The sequence below is a fragment of the Nocardioides sp. Iso805N genome, assembly GCF_000364605.1.
In the GTDB taxonomy this organism is placed as follows: Bacteria; Actinomycetota; Actinomycetes; order Propionibacteriales; family Nocardioidaceae; genus Nocardioides.
The window spans coordinates 264787-285282 of the sequence record NZ_KB822576.1; the positions used below are offsets into that span (position 1 = coordinate 264787).

The 20496-nt window shown below is 70.2% G+C and carries 18 protein-coding genes; 7 read left to right on the top strand and 11 right to left on the bottom strand.

Annotation, left to right across the window (positions count from 1 at the left end):
• Positions 1 to 128: 128 nt before the first annotated feature.
• Entirely contained in the window at positions 129 to 1454 is a 1326-nt protein-coding gene (locus tag H036_RS0105575) for a DNA polymerase IV (protein WP_017933793.1), read from the top strand.
• Here H036_RS0105575 and H036_RS0105580 read toward each other — a convergent pair.
• From H036_RS0105580 to H036_RS0105590, 3 genes are read right to left on the bottom strand one after another with little or no spacing between them, the layout of a single operon-like run.
• Complete coding sequence (locus H036_RS0105580) at positions 1420 to 2271, bottom strand: biotin-dependent carboxyltransferase family protein (RefSeq protein WP_017933794.1); 852 nt, start codon at positions 2269 to 2271, stop codon at positions 1420 to 1422. The genes H036_RS0105575 and H036_RS0105580 overlap by 35 nt on opposite strands.
• Positions 2265 to 2873 (bottom strand): 5-oxoprolinase subunit B family protein, encoded by a 609-nt coding sequence (locus tag H036_RS0105585; RefSeq protein WP_017933795.1) that lies wholly within the window; start codon positions 2871 to 2873, stop codon positions 2265 to 2267. Before H036_RS0105585 ends, H036_RS0105580 begins: the two co-directional genes overlap by 7 nt.
• Complete coding sequence (locus tag H036_RS0105590) at positions 2870 to 3358, bottom strand: MarR family winged helix-turn-helix transcriptional regulator (RefSeq protein WP_017933796.1); 489 nt, start codon at positions 3356 to 3358, stop codon at positions 2870 to 2872. The genes H036_RS0105585 and H036_RS0105590 overlap by 4 nt, the downstream gene beginning before the upstream one ends.
• Positions 3359 to 3398: 40 nt before the next feature.
• On the opposite strand from H036_RS0105590, the gene H036_RS21950 reads away from it, so the two are divergent.
• Complete coding sequence (locus H036_RS21950; protein WP_017933797.1) at positions 3399 to 4400, top strand: DMT family transporter; 1002 nt, start codon at positions 3399 to 3401, stop codon at positions 4398 to 4400.
• Here the strand turns inward: H036_RS21950 and H036_RS0105600 are convergent.
• Complete coding sequence (locus tag H036_RS0105600) at positions 4320 to 5015, bottom strand: 5-oxoprolinase subunit PxpA (protein WP_026145815.1); 696 nt, start codon at positions 5013 to 5015, stop codon at positions 4320 to 4322. The genes H036_RS21950 and H036_RS0105600 overlap by 81 nt on opposite strands.
• Positions 5016 to 5040: 25 nt before the next feature.
• Here H036_RS0105600 and H036_RS0105605 point away from each other — a divergent pair, with 25 nt between their 5' ends.
• From H036_RS0105605 to H036_RS0105615, 3 genes are all read left to right on the top strand, one after another.
• Positions 5041 to 7182 (top strand): S9 family peptidase, encoded by a 2142-nt coding sequence (locus H036_RS0105605; RefSeq protein WP_017933799.1) that lies wholly within the window; start codon positions 5041 to 5043, stop codon positions 7180 to 7182.
• The gene (locus H036_RS0105610) at positions 7175 to 7951 is read left to right on the top strand and encodes an MOSC domain-containing protein (protein WP_017933800.1); all 777 of its coding nucleotides are present in this window, start codon (positions 7175 to 7177) and stop codon (positions 7949 to 7951) included. The genes H036_RS0105605 and H036_RS0105610 overlap by 8 nt, the downstream gene beginning before the upstream one ends.
• Positions 7952 to 8113: 162 nt before the next feature.
• On the top strand, positions 8114 to 9052 hold the full coding sequence (locus H036_RS0105615; protein WP_017933801.1) for a sigma-70 family RNA polymerase sigma factor: 939 nt from the start codon (positions 8114 to 8116) through the stop codon (positions 9050 to 9052).
• A gap of 83 nt (positions 9053 to 9135) precedes the next feature.
• On the opposite strand, the gene H036_RS0105620 is transcribed toward H036_RS0105615, so the two are convergent.
• From H036_RS0105620 to H036_RS0105630, 3 genes are all read right to left on the bottom strand, one after another.
• The gene (locus H036_RS0105620) at positions 9136 to 10614 is read right to left on the bottom strand and encodes an Ig-like domain-containing protein (RefSeq protein WP_017933802.1); all 1479 of its coding nucleotides are present in this window, start codon (positions 10612 to 10614) and stop codon (positions 9136 to 9138) included.
• Positions 10615 to 10798: 184 nt separating this feature from the next.
• The gene (coaE, locus tag H036_RS0105625) at positions 10799 to 11407 is read right to left on the bottom strand and encodes a dephospho-CoA kinase (RefSeq protein WP_017933803.1); all 609 of its coding nucleotides are present in this window, start codon (positions 11405 to 11407) and stop codon (positions 10799 to 10801) included.
• Positions 11408 to 11418: 11 nt separating this feature from the next.
• A complete protein-coding gene (locus H036_RS0105630) occupies positions 11419 to 11820 on the bottom strand; it encodes a MarR family winged helix-turn-helix transcriptional regulator (RefSeq protein WP_017933804.1) in 402 nt (133 codons plus the stop codon).
• Positions 11821 to 11887: 67 nt separating this feature from the next.
• Between H036_RS0105630 and H036_RS0105635 the strand changes: the two genes are divergently transcribed.
• The gene (locus tag H036_RS0105635) at positions 11888 to 13747 is read left to right on the top strand and encodes an ABC transporter ATP-binding protein (protein WP_017933805.1); all 1860 of its coding nucleotides are present in this window, start codon (positions 11888 to 11890) and stop codon (positions 13745 to 13747) included.
• 88 nt (positions 13748 to 13835) lie between these two features.
• Here H036_RS0105635 and H036_RS0105640 read toward each other — a convergent pair whose 3' ends face one another.
• Positions 13836 to 14780 (bottom strand): GlxA family transcriptional regulator, encoded by a 945-nt coding sequence (locus H036_RS0105640; protein WP_026145816.1) that lies wholly within the window; start codon positions 14778 to 14780, stop codon positions 13836 to 13838.
• Positions 14781 to 15069: 289 nt separating this feature from the next.
• Positions 15070 to 16527, bottom strand: coding sequence for a 30S ribosomal protein S1 (rpsA, locus tag H036_RS0105650; RefSeq protein WP_017933808.1), 1458 nt, complete (start codon positions 16525 to 16527; stop codon positions 15070 to 15072).
• Positions 16528 to 16785: 258 nt separating this feature from the next.
• Between rpsA and H036_RS0105655 the strand changes: the two genes are divergently transcribed.
• Positions 16786 to 17613 carry a class I SAM-dependent methyltransferase gene (locus H036_RS0105655; RefSeq protein ID WP_081615458.1) on the top strand — a complete coding sequence of 276 codons (828 nt, stop codon included), beginning with the start codon at positions 16786 to 16788 and terminating at the stop codon, positions 17611 to 17613.
• Positions 17614 to 17738: 125 nt separating this feature from the next.
• Here H036_RS0105655 and H036_RS0105660 read toward each other — a convergent pair whose 3' ends face one another.
• Both H036_RS0105660 and H036_RS21955 read right to left on the bottom strand, forming a co-directional pair.
• Positions 17739 to 19841, bottom strand: coding sequence for a hypothetical protein (locus H036_RS0105660; RefSeq protein WP_017933810.1), 2103 nt, complete (start codon positions 19839 to 19841; stop codon positions 17739 to 17741).
• Positions 19838 to 20452: a hypothetical protein gene (locus H036_RS21955; protein ID WP_157417075.1), complete on the bottom strand. Its 615-nt coding sequence runs from the start codon at positions 20450 to 20452 to the stop codon at positions 19838 to 19840. Before H036_RS21955 ends, H036_RS0105660 begins: the two co-directional genes overlap by 4 nt.
• Positions 20453 to 20496: the final 44 nt, after the last annotated feature.

A 20496-nucleotide genomic window follows, 5' to 3' on the forward strand; every position in this document is an offset into this window, starting at 1 on the left:
ACTGCCCGCGACCGCCCCCATGGCCGATGGTGGATACCGCTGCTGGAGAGGACGGTGTGGACCGAAACAGACCGATCGGCGACGAGGGCGAGCCGAGCAATCAGGCGCGAAACGCGTAGGTTGCCGTCATGCGGTCCCAGGCCTCGGTGCTCCACCTCGACCTGGATGCGTTCTATGCCTCGGTCGAGCAGCGGGACAAGCCGTCACTGCGGGGCAAGCCGGTCGTCGTCGGCGGCGTCGGCGGTCGTGGCGTGGTGGCGACCGCCAGCTACGAAGCCCGCCGCTACGGCGTCCACTCCGCCATGTCGACGCGCGAGGCCCGCTCCCGCTGCCCGCACGCGGCCTTCCTCTACCCGCGCTTCCACGCCTACCGCGATGTGAGCGAGAAGGTGATGGCGCTGTTGCGCTCGACCTCGCCGCTGGTCGAGCCGCTCTCGCTCGACGAGGCGTTCGTCGATCTGGCCGCATCCGACCATCCCGAGCTGCCCGACCTCGAGCTCGAGACGGTCACCGCCTTCGCGGACCGACTCCGCGCGCAGGTCCACGAGCTCACCGGCGGGCTCACCGCGAGCGTAGGGCTGGGCACCAGCAAGTTCATCGCGAAGGTCGCCAGCGACCTGGAGAAGCCCGACGGCCTCGTGGTCGTCGCGCCGGGCACCGAGATCGCCCTGCTCCGGCCGATGAGCGTCCAGATCATCCCCGGCGTCGGCCCGGCGACCGCCGAGCGCCTCCGTCGCGCGGGCATCCACACCGTCGCCGAGCTCGAGGCGGTCAGCCTCGAGGAGCTGATCCGGCTGGTCGGCAAGGCCCACGGCACCGGTCTCCACGCGCTCGCACGCGCCGCCGACGACCGGCCGGTCGTGCCCGAGCGGGAGACCAAGTCGGTCAGCGTCGAGGGGACCTACGACACCGACCTGACCGACAGGACGCTGATGGAGCACCTGCTCACCCGTCAGGCGGGCGAGGTCGCCACCCGGCTGCGCAAGAGCGGCCTGTCGGGACGCACCATCACCATCAAGGTCCGGCTCGGCGACTTCACCACGCTGAACCGCTCCAGCACGCTCGCCGGGCCCACCGACCAGGCCGCTACGATCGCCCGGCTGGCGCGTGCCCTCCTCACCGACCTCGACACCTCCTACGGCGTACGACTGCTCGGTGTCGGGGTCTCCGGACTGGCCGACTGGATCCAGGAGGACCTGTTCGGCGAGGAGCCCGAGCCCGACGAGCTCGTCGCCGTACCCCTGCCGGTGCAGCCGGCGCGCAACAGGCACTCCTGGAACCCGGGCATGGACGTCGTCCACGCGGAGCTCGGCCGGGGCTGGGTCTGGGGTGCCGGCCGAGGCGTGGTGACCGTGCGGTTCGAGACGGCGGAGCAGCCGACCGGTCCGGTGCGCTCGTTCGCCGTCGACGATCCCGACCTCAGCCGCTGGCCGGAGGAAGCGCCCGAAGAGTGACCCTCTCACCGGGGCGCGCCTGGGCCAGCTGCCACAGGTCGTCGGCATGCACGACGCCGGCCACCGGATAGCCGCCGGTCGAACCGTGGTCCGCGAGCAGGACGACCGGCCGGCCGTCCGGCGGCACCTGGACCGCACCGAGCACCGTCCCCTCGCTCGGCAGCTCGCCCGCGATGCGAGCGAGCGTCCCGCCCTCGAGACGGAGCCCGACCCGGTTCGACGCGGCTGCCACTCGCCACCCCGCCCCCGCCAGCCGGTCCAGGACATCGGCACCGAACCACTCCCGGTGCGGCCCCGGCAGCACCCGGATCGCGCCGCGCAACGGCGGACGGGGCGTGTCCAGCGCAGCGGGTACGCCGGAGTCCGCCCCCACCGGCAACCGGTCCCCCACGGCAACCGGTGCGGGACCGATTCCGGCGAGCGTGTCGGTCGACCGCGAGCCGAGCACCGGTGCGATGTCGATGCCACCGCCCACGGCCAGGTAGGACCTCGTGCCCGCGACGGGACGCCCGAGCGCCAGGACGGCCCCGGCACGCAGCCGCACCGCCTCCCCGTGCGCCGCGGCCACGCCGTCGACCGTGACCGGCGACGCGGCTCCTGTCACGCTCACCCAGCACGCTCGCTCCGCCCGGACGCTGAGACCACCCAGCAGGATCTCCAGCACCGCCGCGTCCGGGTCGTTGCCGACCAGTCGGTTGCCCAGGTCCGCGGCAGGGGCGTCGAGCGCCCCGGCCCGCGGGACCCCCAGGTGGGCGTAGCCGATCCGACCGCGGTCCTGGACCAGCACCTGCGGTCCTACGGCGAGCACGGTCAGCATGGGCGCAGCACCACTCTCGTGCCTGGTGCCAGCAGCGCCGGCGGTTCGCGATCCACATCCCAGAGCACCATCTCGGTATGGCCGACGATCCGCCAGCCGCCGGGCGACGCACTCGGGTAGATGCCGCACCAGGAACCGGCCAGCCCGACCGACCCCGGCTCGACCCACTCACGGGGTGAGGACAACCTGGGCACCGCCAGCTCCTCGGGCAGGCCGGCCAGATAGGCGAAGCCGGGTGCGAACCCGCAGAACGCCGACATCAGCTCGTAGGAGGTGAGCCGGCCGACGACCTCGTCCTCGCTCACCCGCCAGCGCCGGGCGACGTCGGCCAGATCCGGCCCGTCGAAGCGCACCGGCACCTCGACGAACGCGCCCGCCACCGTGGCCGACCGCGGCCGCCATCCCCCCAGCAGGGCACGGAGGCGGCCGACGTCCACGCCGTCGAAGAGCACCGTCGCGGCCGCCGGCACGATCTCGTCCACGTGCAGACGCCCCGAGCGAGCTGCCACCCGCGCCCACTCGGCCAGCTCCGCGGCCTGCACCGCTGAGTCGACCTCGGCCAGCGCCGCTCGCTCGCCGTACCGTCGCAACGGGAGGCTCACAGGCCCAGCTCGTCACTCCAGCGCGCCAGCAGGCCCGCGAGCTGGTCTCGTTCGGCGGCAACGAAGAGCGCGAGCAGCCGGGCCTCATTGGCGAGGTGGTCGGTGAACGCCGCGTCGATCAGCGACCGCCCGTCGTCGGTCAGCGCGATCACCCGACCCCGCGCGTCCGTGTCGCTGGGCGCCCGGGTCACCCAGCCGCGCACGATGCAGCGATCCACCCGCTTGGTGATGGCACCGGAGGTCACCATCGTCTGCTCCGCCAGCTCGCCCGCCGTGAGCGCGTACGGCGCACCCTGCCTGCGTAACGTCGCGAGGATGTCGAACTCGGCCTCCGCCAGCCCATGGGTCGCGTAGACGGCGACGAGCTCCTCGGTGAGCCGGTTGGCGACGCGGTGCAGCCGTGCGATGACGCCTAGCGGAGTCGGGTCCAGGTCGGGGCGCTCGTGTCGCCACTGCTCCATCGCCCGAGCGACGTGATCGGTCATGGGGTGGAATATATCTTCCAAGGAAGCAATAATGTCTTCCATGGAAACCAAATGGCTGGCCGGGGCGGCGCTGGCGCCGATCGCGTGGGGCTCCGGCTACTACGTCACCGCCACCTACCTGCCGCCAGACCGGCCGCTCTTCGGTGCGGCCGTGCGCGCACTCCCCTTCGGCCTGCTGCTGCTCGCGCTCCATCCGGCGCGGCTGCGCGGCTCCTGGTGGTGGCGTACGGCCCTGCTCGGCGCGCTCAACTTCGCCGCGTTCTTCGCCCTGATCTTCGTGGCCGCCGACCGCCTGCCGGGTGGCCTGGCCGCGACCCTGACGGCCACCTCTCCGCTGATGATCATGCTGTTCGCCTGGGCGCTGGCCGGCGAGCGGCCGCCGCATGCCTCTCTGGCGGGCGCTGTGGTCGGCATCGTCGGCGTGGCACTGCTCGTGCTGCGCGGCACGACCCACGTCGACGCGATCGGTGTGCTGGCCTCCCTGGTCGCCGTCGTCGTCTCCTCCTTGGGCTTCATCCTGGTCAAGACCTGGCGGCCGCCGGTCGACCTGCTGCCGTTCACCGCCTGGCAGCTGATCTTCGGCGGACTGCTCCTGGTCCCGGTGGCCCTGTTCGTCGAGGGCGCACCGCCGCACCTCGACGGCCGGGCGCTGGCCGGCTTCGCCTGGATCGGGCTGGCCGGGACGGTGCTCGCCTACGTGGTGTGGTTCCAGGGAATGCGCCGGCTGCCCGCCGCGGCGGTCTCGCTGGTCGGGCTGCTCAACCCGGTCTCGGGCACCGTCATCGGCGTGGCCCTGGCCGGTGAGGCGTTCACGCCGAGCCGAGCGATCGGGATGGCACTGGTGCTCGGCGGCATCGTGCTCGGCCAGCCGGCGGTGCTCGACGTGCTGCGCGGTCGCCTTCGCGGGCACCAGCGGGCCAGTGCACCCGCGCCGGCAACCGGCACCGGCCCCGGCCCCGGCTCAGCCGACGGGACGCAGGTCCCAGCCTGCCGCCTCCAGGGCTGCCCGGACGAGCCTTGCATGCTCGACGGCGCCCGGTGAGTCGCCGTGCAGGCACAGCGAGTCGACCCGCGCGGCGAGCCCGAGCGCGTTGTCCACGATCGCACCCGCGTCGACCACCAGCGCGCCCGGCTGGTCGCGGGGCACCAGCCGCCCGGCTGCGTCGTACCCGCGGTCGGGGAAGCCCTCCTGCCACACGTCCCGACCGGCCTCCTCGGCCAGCGAGAGCAACACTCCGGGCATGCCGAGCACCGGCAGCGTGCCCGAGGCGTCCAGCACCGCACGCGCCTGCTCCCGATCATCCATGGTGCGGTGGTAGAGCGCACCGTGCGGCTTCACGTAGCTCACGGCCACACCCTCGGCGACGGCGACGGCGTTCAGCGTCGCGACCTGCTCCTCGACCTGCGCACGCAGCACCTCGTAGGAAACCTCGAGCGCGACGCGGCCGAAGTTCTCCCGATCCGCGTAGGACACCTGCGCGCCGACCGCGACGCCCAGCCGGGCCGCCTCCGCGCAGACGGCGCGCATGATCGCCGCGTTGCCGGCATGGAAGCCGCAGGCGACGTTCGCCGAGGTGACCAGCGCGAGCAGGCCCGCATCGTCGGTGATCTCCTCGCCGAGGTCAGCATTGAGGTCCACGCGCATCGGACGTCCCATGGCACCCGAGGATAGGGTCACGGACATGCCCGGCCAGCCGCCTGTCGCCAAGAAGTCACCGATCACCACCACGCACCACGGTCGCACCCGCACCGACGACTACGAGTGGCTGCGCGCCAAGGACGACCCGGAGGTGATCGCCTACCTCGAGGACGAGAACGCCTGGACCGCCGAGCGCACCGCCCATCTCGCGGACCTGCGCCAGCGGCTCTTCGACGAGGTCAAGGCCCGCACCCTTGAGACCGACCTCTCCGTGCCCACCCGGAACCGCGGCTACTGGTATTACGGCCGCTCCTTCGAGGGCAAGGAGTACGGCGCCTCGTGCCGCGTTCCGATCGCCGACGAGGCGGACTGGACCCCGCCGACCCCCGCACAGGTCGCCATCGACCAGCCTGCGCTGCCGGGCGAGGAGGTCCTGCTGGACCACAACGAGCTCGCAGCCGGGCACGACTTCTTCTCCCTCGGCGGCTCCGCGGTCAGCCCGAGCACCGCGCTGCTGGCCTACTCGACCGACACCAAGGGCGACGAGCGCTACACCGTCCGGGTCAAGGACCTGTCCACCGGCGACCTGCTCGCCGACGTGCTCGAGGGCGTGATGGGCGGCGTCACCTGGGACCGAGCGGGCGAGAGCTTCTACTACTCCACCGTCGACGAGTCCTGGCGCCCCGACAAGATCTGGCGCCACCGGCTCGGCACCGGCCAGGCTGATGACGAGCTGGTCTACCACGAGAGCGACGAGCGGTTCTGGTGCGGCGTCGGCCGGACCCGCACCGACCGGTTCCTGGTGATCGAGTCCGGCGCCAAGACCACCACCGAGTACCGCTTCCTCGACCAGGACCGGCCAGAGGCCGGCTGGCAGGTCTTCGCTGCCCGCGAGGAGGGCGTCGAGTACAACCTCGAGCACGCCCGGATCGCGGGCGAGGATCTCTTCCTGGTGCTGCACAACGCCACCGGCGTCGACTTCGAGCTGGCGACGGCACCGATCGCGCCGACGCCGCGGTCGGAGTGGAAGACGCTGATCCCCCACGACCCCGCCGTACGGCTGGAGGACGTGGACGCCTTCGCCGGCCACCTGGTGGTCCACCAGCGCAGCGAGGGACTGACCCAGCTGCGCATCCTCGAACTCGGTCCCGACGGCGTCGGGGACGACTACCTCGTGCGCTTCGACGACGAGATCTACACCATCGGATCCGGCGGCAATCCGGCCTTCGACCAGCCGACGGTGCGGCTGGGCTACACCAGCCTGCGCACGCCGAGCTCGGTCTATGACTACGACGTGCGCGACCGCAGCCTGGAGCTGCGCAAGCAGCAGCCGGTGCTACCGCTCGACGGCCGGCCCTTCGATCGCGACGACTACGAGGAGCACCGCCTCTGGGCGACGGCCGAGGACGGTGTTCGGGTGCCGATCTCCCTGGTCGTACGGCGCGATGCCCGCGAAGCCGCCCTCGCCGACGGAGCGCCGCTGCCGCTGCACCTCTACGGCTACGGCTCCTACGAGGCCTCGATGGATCCGGGCTTCTCGCTGTTCCGGCTCTCCACGCTGGACCGCGGGGCCGCCTTCGCGATCGCCCACATCCGCGGCGGGGGCGAGATGGGCCGCGGCTGGTACGACGACGGCAAGCTGCTGCGCAAGCGCAACACGTTCACCGACTTCATCGCGTGCGCCCGACACCTGGTCGAGACCGGCTGGACCTCGCCGGAGCTCACCGTGGCCGAGGGCGGCAGCGCCGGTGGGCTGCTGATGGGCGCGATCGCCAACCTCGCTCCGGAGCAGTGGGGCGGGATCGTGGCTGCGGTGCCCTTCGTGGACAACCTCACCACCATGCTCGACGCGAGCCTGCCCCTGACCGTGGTCGAGTACGACGAGTGGGGCAACCCCGAGGCCGATCCCGAGGTCTACGACTACATCGCCTCCTACGCGCCGTACGACAACGTCGCCGACCTGCCCTACCCGCCGATCCTGGCCGAGACCTCGCTCAACGACACCCGAGTGCTCTATGTGGAGCCGGCCAAGTGGGTCGCTCGGTTGCGCGAGGTGGCCGGCGCTGACGTCCTGCTCAAGACGGAGATGAACGCCGGCCACGGTGGCGTCTCCGGTCGCTACAAGGCCTGGCACGACCGTGCCTTCAGTCTCAGCTGGATCCTGGACCGACTCGGCCTTGCCTGATCCGGTCGTCCTGCGAGCAGGCTTCTCGCCCATCAAGGGCACGCGTCACCTCAGCCTCGAGCAGGTGACGCTGGACCAGTACGGCGCGGCCGGCGACCGCCGGCTGTGCCTGGTCGACGTGACCGCCCGCCGGGTGCTGCGCACCGTGCAGCACCCGGCGCTGACGGCCGTCGACGCTCGCGAGCACGACGGCGTACTCAGCGTCACCCTGCCCGATGGTCGCGGCACCGTCGGGGCGCCCGCGCCGACCGCCGAGCGGCTGGTCTGTGACTACTGGGGCCGCCCTGCCGAGCTCACCCTGCTCGGCGGACCGCACGGCGCCCTGCTCTCCGACTACCTGGGCAAGCCGGTCACGCTGGCCTCGGCGCCGCCGCGGGCGGTGGTCTACGGCGCCGGCGTGAGCCTCGTGACACGGTCGTCGCTCGACGACCTGGCCGCACGGGCCGGGACCGCGACCGCTGTCGACCCGGCGCGGTTCCGGGCGACCTTCGTCATCGACACGGGCGATGGCCCGGGCACGGAGGACGAGTGGGCCGGACGCGAGCTTCGGCTCGGCACCGCCCTGGTCCGGGTGGGCGGCGGCATCGGGCGTTGTGCCGTGATCGACATCGATCCCAGTACCGGCGAGCGAGGCAGCCGGCTGCTACGCACGCTGGCGGCGTACCGACCGCGCAACCCGGCCGGTGAGCCCTGCTTCGGGGTCTATGCCGACGTGATCGGGCCGGGAGTCGTCATCGCGCCCTCAGGGCATCCCCTGAGAAGTCCCTGAGATCTGCCTGCCGCGGCAACTTCTCGCTCGTCCCGCACGTAAGACCAGACAAGAGCACGATGCAGCACCGGGTCCCACCCAAGGCATACCGAGGGAATCTCCGGGGCACTTGCTGCGTTGTCATCAACGTCGGGCTAATGCCCGCTGCGTGAGGAGGGCCCCATGGCGACGAAGACCGCGACACGAGAGATCGAGGGACGCGACAGCGTCGGTCTCTACCTGGACGAGATCGCGCGCAACGACCTCCTGGACGCGGCCAAGGAGGTAGAGCTCTCCAAGGCCATCGAGGCCGGGTTGATGGCCGAGCACCTGCTGGCGGCGAGGCGAACGGGGCGCAAGGCCCCGGGCGGCGCCACCCGCGAGGAGCTCGAGTGGCTGGCCGAAGAGGGCCAGAAGGCTGTCGACCAGTTCATCACCGCGAACCTGCGGCTGGTGGTCTCGATCGCCCGGAAGTATGGCCGCGCCCAGATGCCGATGCTCGACCTGATCCAAGAAGGAAACACCGGCCTGATCCGGGCCGTTGAGAAGTTCGACTACACCAAGGGCTACAAGTTCTCCACCTACGCCACCTGGTGGGTGCGGCAGGCCATCACCCGCGGCATCGCCCAGCAGGCCCGCGTCGTACGCCTGCCGGTGCACGTGGTGGAGGAGCTCAACCAGGTCGGCGGCGCACGCCGCACCCTGGAGCGTCAGCTCGGCCGCGACCCGGAGCCGGCGGAGATCGCCAAGGAGCTCGGTATGGAGGTCGACCGCGTGCTCGACCTGATGGCCTGGGGACGTGAGCACGTCAGCCTCGACTCCCCCGTCGATGAGGATGGGGACACGTCGCTCGGCGACCTGATGGCCCAGGAGACCTCGCCGGGTCCGGACTCGACGGTCCTGGACACCGAGTCGCGCGAGCGGCTCTCCAGCCTGGTCGGACAGCTCGACGACCGTGCCGCCGACATCATCCGTGCCCGCTACGGCCTCGTGGACGGCCGCCAGCACAAGCTCGCTGACATCGGCCAGAAGCACGGCATCTCGGCCGAGCGGGTGCGCCAGCTTGAGCGGGAGGCGCTCCAGAAGCTCCGCCGGTTCGCCGACCCGGACCTCGCGGCCTGACCTGCACCGTGACGTACGAAGGCCTCCGTCAGACTCTGACGGAGGCCTTCGTGCATTCTGTCCAAGATCGCTGCTGACGCGACTCAGCGGCGGTGTCGGACGACCTTCACCTTCACCCGTGCGGTAGCGAACCCGCCGTGGCCGTCACTGATCGTGTACGTGAAGACGTCTCGCCCCAGATAGCCGCGCCTGGGCTTGTAGACGAGTTTGCCGCGGACGATGCGCGCCTTGCCGTGCTTGGGGCGCTTCACGCTCACGATGGTGAGCCGGTCCCGGTCGGGATCGGTGTCGTTCTTCAGTACGGCGATGGTGGTGGCCTTGTTGCGGACAGCCTTCGCGGTGTCCGGGGCCGCGTGCGGGTTCCGGTTGTGCGTGGGTGCCGGTGCCGATGTCGGCGCCGCCGGGGCCGTGGCGATGTCGTAGGTCCCGGCGTCGACTCGCAGATCGACGTAGGCACCGTCGAGGGTGGCCGCCCGTACGCCCTGTGCGCCGGCGACCGCGGCTCCCTGCCTCCAGACGACGTGTCCGTTGACGGTGATGTCGACGGCCGCGCCGAAGGTCGGCACCGCGATCGTGCCGGTGGTGCCACTCGGCGCCTGGACATGCATGGCGAAGGTCCGGGCCGTCGTGTCGTGGCTCCACTTCGTGACCAGCGCGCCATGCGGTGTCGGCGCCTGCCCGGTGGTCCAGGCGAGATCGCCGGGGTGCGGCTCGACCAGCCACGTCTTGTAGCCGGCGTCCACCGGCTGGATCCCGAGCACGTAATTCGACAGGGCCGACGTCGGCATGGTCGACCAGCCGTGCGCCATCGAGGTGTTGGCCGAGCCCTGGGTGCCATCCTTGGTGATGTTCTCCCAGAAGGTGCCGGTGTTGAGGTCACCCGGAGCGATCATCGGCCCCCACTCGTTCGAGAGCAGCGTCAGCGCGTCCGCGGTGTTGTCCGAGGCCAGCCGTGCATTGAGCTCGAAGCCGGAGATGAACGGGCTGATGATGTCGGAGTAGGCACTGCTCGAGTACGGCTTCGTCCCGTGCGCGGTCCAGAGGGTGTCCTTGATCTTGGCGAGGATGCTCGGGACCTTGTTCGCAGGCGCGATGCCGAAGACGATCGCGAACACGTTCGCATCCTGCGCAACGATGCCGCGGACGTTGTTGCTCAGGTCGTAGACGCCGGTCGCGGGGTTGAACAGGGCCGCGTTGATGGCGTTCTTCAGCGCTGCGGCCTGGGTGGTGTAGCCGGCCGACAGCTCCGGGTGGCCGGCCGCTGCAGCGAGCTTCGCGCCGTCGAGCAGGGTCTGGTAGTAGAGCGCGTTGTAGGCCGTGACCTCGCCGGTCTTCGCTCCGTCGTAGTAGTCCCAGTCGGCACCGGCGTCGTTCGTGGTCGCCATCAGACCGTTGGCGTCGACCTGGGAGGCGTTCCAGGCCAGCTCCTTGGCCACGATCGGCCACTCCTGGCGCACGAAGTCAGTGTCGCCGGTGTAGAGGTAGTACTCGGCGAGGTTGCGGACGAAGTACGCCGAGTAGTCGGCCGAGTAGGCACCCTTGGGGAATATGACGGTGGTCACATAAGCGTCGCGATTCTAGTTGGATCGTTTCAAGAGCGTCAACGGCCTTCCTGCGACCGAACAAGACGACCCCATCGCATGATTTTCGGCCCTTGGCGTGGTGCGGCCCCTGTCGCTAACGTGCGATGATGAAACGATTCACCGCTGGGCGAGGGCAGACACCCCAGCCGACGCCCACCCCGGCCTAGCGACGGTCCGTGCGACCACCGGACGCAACCAGGCTGTCGAAGACCTCGGCGACCTTGTCCCGAAGGTCCTCGCGCGTCCCGATGTTCTCGATCACGTACGTCGCCACCGCGCGCCGATCCTCCCGAGAGGCCTGGGCGCCGATCCGCGCGAGCGCGTCCTCGCGCGGCATGGCCCGATCCCGCAGGAGCCGCTCGAGCTGGGTCGCCTGCGGCACGTCGACCACGATCACCGCATCGAACCGATCCGCCTGACCGGTTTCGGCCAACAGCGGGATGTCATGCACGACCACCGAGCCGGCGGGCGCCGAGGCCTCCAGCTCGGAGCCGCGCTCACGCACCAGCGGGTGGATGATCCCCTCCAGCGTGCGCAGGAGCTCGGGATCAGCGAAGACCAGGGCGCCCACCTTGGGCCGGTCCATCTCGCCGGCGGGCGTGAGCACCTCGGGACCGAAGGCGGCCACGATCCGCTCCAGCCCCGGAGTGCCGGGTGCCACCACCTCACGGGCCAGCCGGTCGGCGTCGATCACGACCGCTCCCAGCTCGGCGAGGAGGGCAGAGACGGTGCTCTTGCCCGAGGCGATGCCACCGGTGAGTCCCACGCGCATGGCAGGTGAGACTACTCGTCGATGATCAGTCGCAGGATCCGGTCCAGCTCCGCACGGTCGGGCGGTGCGAGCCGGGCCAGCAGCTGCTCGGCCTGCGCCGTACGGGCCGTGTCGAGCAGGGCCGACACCCGCCGACCCTCACTGGTAGGCACCACCGAGGTGGCGCGCCTGTCAGCGGGGTCGGGCTCGCGGGTGACCAGACCCCGGCCCTGGAGCGCGTCGACGACCTCGGTGGCCGAGCGAGGAGCGATCCGCAGCTCGTCGGCGAGCGCGGAGAGCCGCAGCGAACCGGCCGCGCACAGCACCCGGAGCGCCCGGGCCTGTCCTGGGGTGATCTCCCACCGGGCCATCGCTGTGCCGATCCCGCGGCGCAGCTCTCGTGCCACCATCATCAGCAGGTCACCGGTCTCCACGGGAATGGATCCTACCGATCATGCGTTAGCCTCATTGTGAGGTAACCTCAGCGAAAGAGGTGAGTGCATGAGTGACTTCATCACAGCAGTGCGATCGGGGTCCCCCGGTCGTAGCGCCCAGATCGGCGCATCCGGCGGCCGCGACGGCCGCGATCCGAAGAACAAGGCGTCCGATCGGCGCCAGCTCCAGGAGCACCCTGTCGAGCTGCACCGCATCGGTCGACTCTTCACCCCACATCGAGCGACCCTTGGCGTCGTCGTCCTGCTCATCGTGGCCAGCTCTGTCATCGGGCTGGCTCAGCCGTTCCTGGTCCGCGACATCATCGACCAGGCACTCCCCCGTCACGACCACACCCTCCTGATCGGCTGTGTGGCGGCGATGGTGGGCGTGGCGATTCTCAACGCCGCGCTCGGCGTCGGCCAGACCCTGCTCTCCACCCGCGTCGGCCAACAGGTGATGCACCGGCTGCGCAGCGAGCTCTTCGCTCACCTGCAGCGTCAGTCGGTCGGCTTCTTCACCCGCACCCGCGGAGGCGAGATCCAGTCGCGGATCATCAACGACATCGGCTCGATGCAGGCGGTCGTCACCAGCACCGCGACCTCGATCGCCGCCAACGTCACCGTCGTGATCGGCACCATCGTGGCGATGCTGGCGATGGACTGGCGGCTAGCCCTGATCAGTCTGGTGGTGCTGCCGCCGGCGGTGCTGACCACCCGCACGGTCGCGCGGATGCGATACGCCGTCACCAGCGAGCGCCAGGCCACCATGGCCGACCTCCACGTCCAGATCGAAGAAGGCCTGTCGGTCAGCGGCATCCTGCTCACCAAGACACTGGGCGCCGCGCCCGCGCTCGCACAGCGGTTCGAGGAGACCAGCCGCGACCTTGTCGACCTGGAGGTCCGCTCCAGCCTCGCCGGCCGCTGGCGGATGGCATGGATGCAGATCGTGTTCGCCGCCGTACCCGCTGCGCTCTATCTGGCCGCCGGCTTCCCGGCCACCAGCGGCGGGATGACGATCGGCACCCTGGTCGCCTTCGTGTCCCTGCAGGGCTCGCTCTTCCGCCCGCTGATGGGCCTGCTCAACGTCGGCGTCGATGTGACCTCGAGCCTGGCCCTCTTCAGCCGGATCTTCACCTACCTCGACCTCCCGATCGAGATCGATGACCCGGCCGCTCCCGTAGCGCTCGCCAAGGTTCGAGGCGAGATCACCTTCGACCAGGTCCAGTTCGGGTACGACGAGACACCGGTGCTGCACGACATCACCCTGGCCGTACCCGCAGGAGGAAGCCTCGCCCTGGTCGGTGCCACCGGCAGCGGCAAGTCCACCCTGGCCGGGCTGGTGGCACGACTGCACGATCCCACCGCCGGCCGCGTGCTGCTCGATGGCGTCGACCTGCGCGATCTCACCCTCGCCGATGTCGCGGACGCCGTCGGGGTGGTGACCCAGGAGACCTATCTGCTGCACGCCACCGTGCGGGAGAACCTGCGCCACGCCCGTCCCGCGGCGACCGACGCCGAGATCGAGGCCGCCGCGCGAGCCGCCCGGATCCACGAGCTGATCGCCGACCTGCCCGATGGCTACGACACCATGGTCGGCTCCCGCGGTCACCGGTTCTCCGGCGGCGAGAAGCAGCGCCTGGCCATCGCCCGCACCCTGCTGCGAGACCCGCGCGTGCTGGTGCTCGACGAGGCCACCAGCGCGCTGGACAACACCACCGAGCGGGAGGTGCAGGCCGCCCTCGACCAGCTTGCCGCGGGCCGGACCACCATCACGATCGCTCACCGACTCAGCACGGTGCGCAACGCCGACATGATCGCGGTGCTGGACCACGGCCGGATCGTGGAGCTGGGCACCCATGAGGAACTGCTGCTGGCCGGCGGCGAGTATGCCGAGCTGGTCCGGGGCGGGCTGCAGCAGGCTGCTTGAGTGCTCCGGCCCCCGTCCGCGCGTCCCGTACGAAACGGTGGCTGATCCGGCGAGTCGCCCACCGCTTCCTACGGGGCACGTCGACCGCTCAGCAGGCGAACGAGCGCCGGTAGGCCTGCGGGCTGATCCCGCGGGCCTTCAGGAAGTGGTGCCGCAGCGTGGCGGCGTTCCCGAACCCGACCTCCCGGGCGATCCACTCCACCGAGCGGTCGGACTGCTCGAGCAGCTCCTCGGCGCGCAGCAGCCGCTGCCGGGTCACCCAGGCATGCGGCGTCGCCCCGGTCTCGGCTCGGAAGCGTCGGGCGAAGGTGCGCGGCGACATCAGCGAGCGGCGTGCCAGGGTCTCGACATCGAGCTCCTCGCCCAGGTTCGCGGCGATCCAGCCGAGCAGCGGCCCGAGGGTCTCCGCGTCACACTCCGGCACGGCACGGGCGATGAACTGGGCCTGGCCACCATCGCGCTGCGGCGGCACCACCATCCGCCGGGCGATCGTGCTGGCGACTGCCGCGCCGTACTCCTGGCGCCAGATGTGCAGCGACGCGTCCAGGCCCGCGGCGGTGCCGGCGCTGGTGACGACCTGACCTGAGTCGACATAGAGCACCTCAGGCACCACCTTGGCCTCCGGATAGCGCTCGGAGAGCTCGTCGGTGTGCATCCAGTGGGTGGTGCACTCGCGCCCATCGAGGAGACCGGCCTCGCCCAGCGTGAACGCCGCCGAGCAGTAGCTCAGCAACCGCGCCCCCCGCTCGTACGCCGCCTGCAGCGCCGCGACGACCTCGCGCGGCACCTCGGGCCCGCGGCCCGTGGCCGGCACAGCAACGAGGTCTGCCTCGGCGACGCGGCCCAGGTCGTGGTCGGCGGTGATGCCGAAACCCAGCCTGGTCCGCACCGATCCGACCCGCGGAGCACAGACCGCGAAGTCCAGCAACGGCACCCCGTGATCCCTGCGGTCCAGACCGAAGGCCTCGCAGGCCGAGCCGAACTCGAACGGGTTCAGGCCGTCGAAGATGATGACTGCGACGTTGCTCAGCACCCGTCGAGCGTGCCACATGGCAGTAAATCGCGCAAGGGTGTCATATCTGCCACTCGTGACCGGATCTGGATGGGCGCACGATTTATGCCATGACCATCATCGCCTTGCTACTCCTGCTGATCGCCCTGGCGTGGTTGAGCGCCTGGGCCACCCACGACCGGTTCTCGACCCGGCGCCGGCCGGCCTGGTTCGACTGACCTGTCCCTGCGGAGAACGCACGAAGGCCCGGCCCCCATCGGGGGCCGGGCCTTCGATCACTTACCCAGCTGTTGCCGAGTACGTGGTCGGATCAGTTGTTGCCGGTGAGCTTCTCGCGCAGAGCCTGCAGCGCCTCGTCCGAGGCGAGCGAGCCGCCGGTCTCCTCGACCGGAGCAGCCGACGAGTACGAGGTGGCCTCGCCAGCCTCGGCCTCGGCCTGCTTGGCCTCGGCCTGCTGCTTGACGTGAGCCTCCCAGCGGGCGTGAGCCTTGGCGTACTGCTCCTCCCAGGTGGCGCGCTGGTCGTCGAAGCCCTCGAGCCACTCGCCGGTCTCCGGGTCGAAGCCCTCCGGGTAGATGTAGTTGCCCTGCTCGTCGTAGGTCGCGGCCATGCCGTAGAGGGTCGGGTCGAACTCCTCCACATCGGCGGCAGCCGTGGTCTCGTTGGCCTGCTTGAGGGACAGCGAGATCCGGCGACGCTCGAGGTCGATGTCGATGATCTTGACCATGACGTCGTCGTTGACCTGGACGACCTGCTCCGGGATCTCGACGTGGCGCTCGGCCAGCTCCGAGATGTGGACCAGGCCCTCGATGCCCTCCTCGACGCGGACGAACGAGCCGAACGGCACCAGCTTGGTGACCTTGCCCGGGACGATCTGACCGATCTGGTGGGTGCGGGCGAAGTGCTGCCACGGGTCCTCCTGGGTCGCCTTCAGCGACAGGGAGACACGCTCGCGGTCCATGTCCACGTCGAGAACCTCGACGGTGACCTCGTCGCCCACGGTGACGACCTCGGACGGGTGGTCGATGTGCTTCCAGGACAGCTCGGAGACGTGGACCAGACCGTCGACGCCGCCGAGGTCGACGAACGCACCGAAGTTGACGATCGAGGAGACGACACCCTTGCGGATCTGACCCTTCTGGAGCTGGGTCAGGAAGCCGTGGCGAACCTCGGACTGGGTCTGCTCGAGCCAGGCACGGCGCGACAGGACCACGTTGTTGCGGTTCTTGTCGAGCTCGATGATCTTGGCCTCGAGGGTCTGGCCGACGTAGGGCTGCAGGTCGCGCACGCGACGCATCTCCACGAGCGAGGCCGGGAGGAAGCCGCGCAGACCGATGTCCAGGATGAGGCCGCCCTTGACGACCTCGATGACGGTGCCCTCGACGACGCCGTCCTCGTCCTTGATCTGCTCGATGGTGCCCCAGGCACGCTCGTACTGAGCGCGCTTCTTGGACAGGATCAGACGACCCTCCTTGTCCTCCTTCTGGAGGACGAGAGCCTCGACCTTGTCGCCGACCGCGACAACCTCGGAGGGGTCGACGTCGTGCTTGATCGACAGCTCACGCGAGGGGATGACGCCCTCGGTCTTGTAGCCGATGTCGAGCAGAACCTCGTCGCGGTCCACCTTGACGATGGTGCCGTCGACGATGTCGCCGTCGTTGAAGTACTTGATGGTCTCGTCGATGGCGGCGAGGAAGGCCTCTTCGGACCCGATGTCGTTGATCGCGACCTGCGGAGCGTCGTAGTCCGGAAGGGAGATGGTCGTCATATTGAAGGATTGTCCTTGGGTGGGCAGATAGTCGTGCGGGCGCGCAGGAGACCTTGTTTCACTACCGACTTGTTGGTGCACCGCCGGTCAGTCAGCGACCGCGGCATCAATAGCGAGCCTGGATCCGCTAGGTCTGGGACCTGGGCAGACTCCACACGCTTTATCAGGGTACGACGCGGGCAGGGATGACGTCCAACTGCAGCCGCTCGACGCCGTCGCGCCCACTTCGCCACCCGAGCGCCGGTAGAGTCAGGCTGCGTGGAGCAACCCATCGTCTGGCCCGCGCCCACGCCCGTGCGAGCCGAGCGCCGCCCTGTCAACGAGGACGAGTCCCGCCGCGCCAACGGCCCCGACTGGGACCGCTACGCCGACGAGTACCAAGACACCCACGGCACCTTCCTCGGGGACACCGGATTCGTCTGGGGCCCCGAGGGCATCGGCGAGGCGGAGCTCCGGGTCCTCGGCGACGTGGGCGGCAAGGACGTGCTGGAGCTGGGCTCGGGGGCCTGCCAGTGCTCGCGGTGGGTCAGATCGCAAGGGGGCCGCGCGATCGGCCTGGACCTCTCCCATCGGCAGTTGCAGCATTCCCGGCGCATCGACGACTCGACCGGCATCGTCGTACCTGCCGTGCAGGCGACGGCCACCGACCTGCCGTTCGCTGCGGCATCCTTCGACGTGGTGTTCTGCTCCTTCGGCGCACTGCAGTTCATCAGAGACATCGATGTCGCTGTGGCCGAGGTCGCGCGCGTGCTGCGCCGCGGCGGTCGGTTCGCTTTCTCCATCACCCACCCGACGCGCTGGATGTTCCCCGACGACCCGGGCGAGGACGGCCTGGTCGCCTCGCAGTCCTACTGGGACCGGACGCCGTACGTCGAGGTCGACGACGCGACCGGTCTGACCACCTACGTGGAGCACCACCGCACCCTCGGTGACTGGGTGGCGCTGCTTGCCGGTGCCGGCTTCCGGATCACCGATCTGGTCGAGCCGCAGTGGCCCGAGGATCACGACCGGGTCTGGGGCGGTTGGTCGCGGGTGCGCGGGCTGCTCACCCCCGGCACGGCGATCTTCGCGGCGAACCTCGACTGAGCCGGCCGGCGCTGGAGTAACACGCTGCTCGTGGGAGTAACACGACGTTGCTAGGGGGTAGCAGCCTGTCTGGACAGGCCGCTACCCCCTCGCAACGTCGTGTTACTCCCTCGCGGGAGCCCGGGTCAGGCCCGGAAGCGACGCCGCAGCAACACCCCGCCGGCCGCGACGACCAGCAGGCCGCCGGCGAGCAAGGAACGGGTGACGTTGCGGCTGTCCTGGCCGTCCGCACCGGTGATCACGAAGTCGTACGCCGTCAGTGCGGTCGCGCCCTGAGGTGCGCCGACTGCCATCGCACCGGTGTTGGCGCGCTTGGCCTCCGCGACGAGCTCGGCGTACATCTCGCCGTAGCTCTGCGCGGTGTCCTCGCCCGCCGCGGCGATCTTCTGGCTGCCCTTGACCGAGAGCTTCTTGGCTCCGGACACGATCTGCGGGGCACCGTCCGAGGCCGTGCCGAGACCGTCGTTGATCTGGCCGGCGCCGTCGGCGGCGGTGCCGAGCCCGTCGGCCAGCTGGTGCGCACCGGAGTTGGCCTGGCCAAGACCGTCGCTGAGCGTGCCGGCACCCGCCGCCAGCTTCGTGCTGCCGGCCGCGAGCTGGTTGACGCCCGAGCGCAGCTGCGGAACCGCCTCGTCGAGCTGCTTGCCGCCGTCGACGAGCGCCGACGCACCGCATCGCAGCGTCGCGGTCGGGTCGCAGCCCTTGGTCGGTGTACCGATGGCCGCCGTGAGCTGGGCCTTGATGCCGGCAGTGATCTTGTCGACCATGACGGGAAGCTGCGACGCGATCGTGTTGACGACGGACGAGCTGGAGTCCAGATCGTCCGCAAGGTCCGCCAGCGAGCCATGCGCCGCGGCATCGGACGTGACCTTGTCCACCTTGGCCTGGTCGCCTCCGCTCAGACCCGTGATCGACGACAGTGCCTCCATGTCTGCCCGCACGGACGTCAGCGTGCTCTTGCCGTTCGCATTGATATTGAGCAGCCGCGGAAACAGGGTTCCGGTCAAGAACTTGTAGTCCGGGTCGGCGTTGACCTGGTCGCGCACCTGCGAGGGCAGACCCTCGACGCCGACGTAGAGCTGCCGCAGGCCCTCGGCGAGCGCCTTCTGGCCACCGTAGATCTGGCTCACGCCGTCGGCGAGCTGAGGCGCCTTCGACTTGAGCTGGTGCAGGCCGTCGTTGAGCTGACCAGCGCCGTCCTTGAGCTTCTTGCCGCCGGCGTCGAGCTGCGAGGTGCCGTCGGCGAGCTTGGCGGCGCCGGGCACGGCGGTCGCGGTCAGGCCGGTGCTGAGCTGGCCCGCGCCGTCGTGCAGCTTGATCAGGCCCGCGACCAGGTCGGAGGCGCCACCTTGGAGCTTGACCAGGCCGGCGTCCATCTTCAGCGCGCCGCTCGTGAGCTCGACGCCCGTGTCGGCGCCGCCCTTGTAGCTCGAAGCCGCGCTGGCGAAGGTCGGGCTACCCAGCGGGTCGACCGGCAGAGCACTGATCTCCGCCCGGGGCACGACGCCGTCGGTGATGTCGGCGCTGTAGCCGAAGGTGGAGGTGGCCGGACCGACCGGCGGCAGCAGGGTCAGGGTGAACTGCATCATCGTGCCGCCGTGCCCGTCGCCACCCATGCTGGCCTCCTTGGAGGAGACGTTGCGGAAGTTGTCCGGGGTGGTGGTGCTCATGCTCGCGACCATCGGGATCGGCACGTTCACCGTCTTGGTGACGGTGCCGCCCTTGCCGTCGGCGAAGGTCAGCTGGGTGGGCTTCCCACTCACGTTCTCGATCGTGTACGAGACGTCGAGGTGGCCTGACTTGCCGACGATGTCGGCGGCCTTGACCGGCTTGCCGTCGAGCTTGTAGGAGACGGACAGCTTCAGCGGCAGGTCGCCGTGGTAGTCGCTGACGGTACGCAGCTGCTTCTCGCCGTCGACGGTGGTGTCGACGACCTGCTTGCCGTCCTTGACGTCGACGCCCGAGAAGCCGTCCAGGTTGCGCAGCCCGGTCGTCGTGATCGGGTTGGCCAGGTCGGCCTTGCCGTGACCGGTCAGCACGAGTTGCTCGTAGATGTGCTGGTCGCCGAGCTTGCCGTCCGGGCTGACGTAGACCTGCACGGTCTCGGTGTTGGTCACGTCGACGCCCGAGGCCGTGCCGGTCGCGGCGCTGGCGGCTCCCGTGCCGACCAGTCCAGCGGCCAGGACGGCGGCGACGGCCAACGGCCGGACGAGGATGGTGCGGTTCATCGGGTCACCTCGGTGTTGGTGGCGGCGGTGTCGGTCAGCTCGCGGCGGCGGGGTCGGGTCGACCGCAGCGGTACGCCCGGGGCGTCGTCCGTCGCCGCCTCGCGGCTCTCCGCCGGCACACGCCGGCCGGAGGCGACGACCGCGACCGCGAAGCCGACCGCGACAGCGAAGATGAGTGCGGTGGCAGCGTCGAGCGAGGTCGAGGCGACCTCGGGCTCGTTGGCCACGAAGGCCGCCTCGTACGCGGCGCTGAACAGAGCGACGCCCAGCAGCATCGCCGACAGTGGCAGCCGGGAGCGCCCGAGCGCGACCGCGACCAGGCAGATCAGCAGGGTGACGACAGCACCGGCGGCGCGGCCGCCCTCGGTGTCAGGCAGGAGGGCGGCACGCAGCACGAACCCGATCCAGACGGCGACGAAGCCGATCGCGAAGGCAGCGAGCCGGGACCAGGCCGAACGGTCAGGGATCAGCGCCACGATGCCACCGGCGAGTACGCCGGCAAGCGCGTAGGGCTCGATCTCCAGATCGAGAGCGGAGCTCACCCCGATCACGACTACCACTGCGACGGTCAGCAAGACCCCCGTCAGCAAGGACGACAAAGTTGCGCGCATGGCGCGTGCTCCTCCCAGAAATGTCCGCGTACGCCGGTGCACGC

What these genes read in the sequence shown, in the direction of transcription:
- H036_RS0105575 (WP_017933793.1), top strand. Translation starts at nt 129, where the DNA reads ATGCGGTCCCAGGCCTCGGTGCTCCACCTCGACCTGGATGCGTTCTAT.
- H036_RS0105660 (WP_017933810.1), bottom strand. Translation starts at nt 19,841, where the DNA reads ATGAACCGCACCATCCTCGTCCGGCCGTTGGCCGTCGCCGCCGTCCTG.
- H036_RS0105590 (WP_017933796.1), bottom strand. Translation starts at nt 3,358, where the DNA reads ATGACCGATCACGTCGCTCGGGCGATGGAGCAGTGGCGACACGAGCGC.
- rpsA (WP_017933808.1), bottom strand. Translation starts at nt 16,527, where the DNA reads ATGACGACCATCTCCCTTCCGGACTACGACGCTCCGCAGGTCGCGATC.
- H036_RS0105605 (WP_017933799.1), top strand. Translation starts at nt 5,041, where the DNA reads ATGCCCGGCCAGCCGCCTGTCGCCAAGAAGTCACCGATCACCACCACG.
- H036_RS0105600 (WP_026145815.1), bottom strand. Translation starts at nt 5,015, where the DNA reads ATGGGACGTCCGATGCGCGTGGACCTCAATGCTGACCTCGGCGAGGAG.
- H036_RS0105580 (WP_017933794.1), bottom strand. Translation starts at nt 2,271, where the DNA reads ATGCTGACCGTGCTCGCCGTAGGACCGCAGGTGCTGGTCCAGGACCGC.
- H036_RS21955 (WP_157417075.1), bottom strand. Translation starts at nt 20,452, where the DNA reads ATGCGCGCAACTTTGTCGTCCTTGCTGACGGGGGTCTTGCTGACCGTC.
- H036_RS0105635 (WP_017933805.1), top strand. Translation starts at nt 11,888, where the DNA reads ATGAGTGACTTCATCACAGCAGTGCGATCGGGGTCCCCCGGTCGTAGC.
- H036_RS21950 (WP_017933797.1), top strand. Translation starts at nt 3,399, where the DNA reads ATGGAAACCAAATGGCTGGCCGGGGCGGCGCTGGCGCCGATCGCGTGG.
- H036_RS0105615 (WP_017933801.1), top strand. Translation starts at nt 8,114, where the DNA reads ATGGCGACGAAGACCGCGACACGAGAGATCGAGGGACGCGACAGCGTC.
- coaE (WP_017933803.1), bottom strand. Translation starts at nt 11,407, where the DNA reads ATGCGCGTGGGACTCACCGGTGGCATCGCCTCGGGCAAGAGCACCGTC.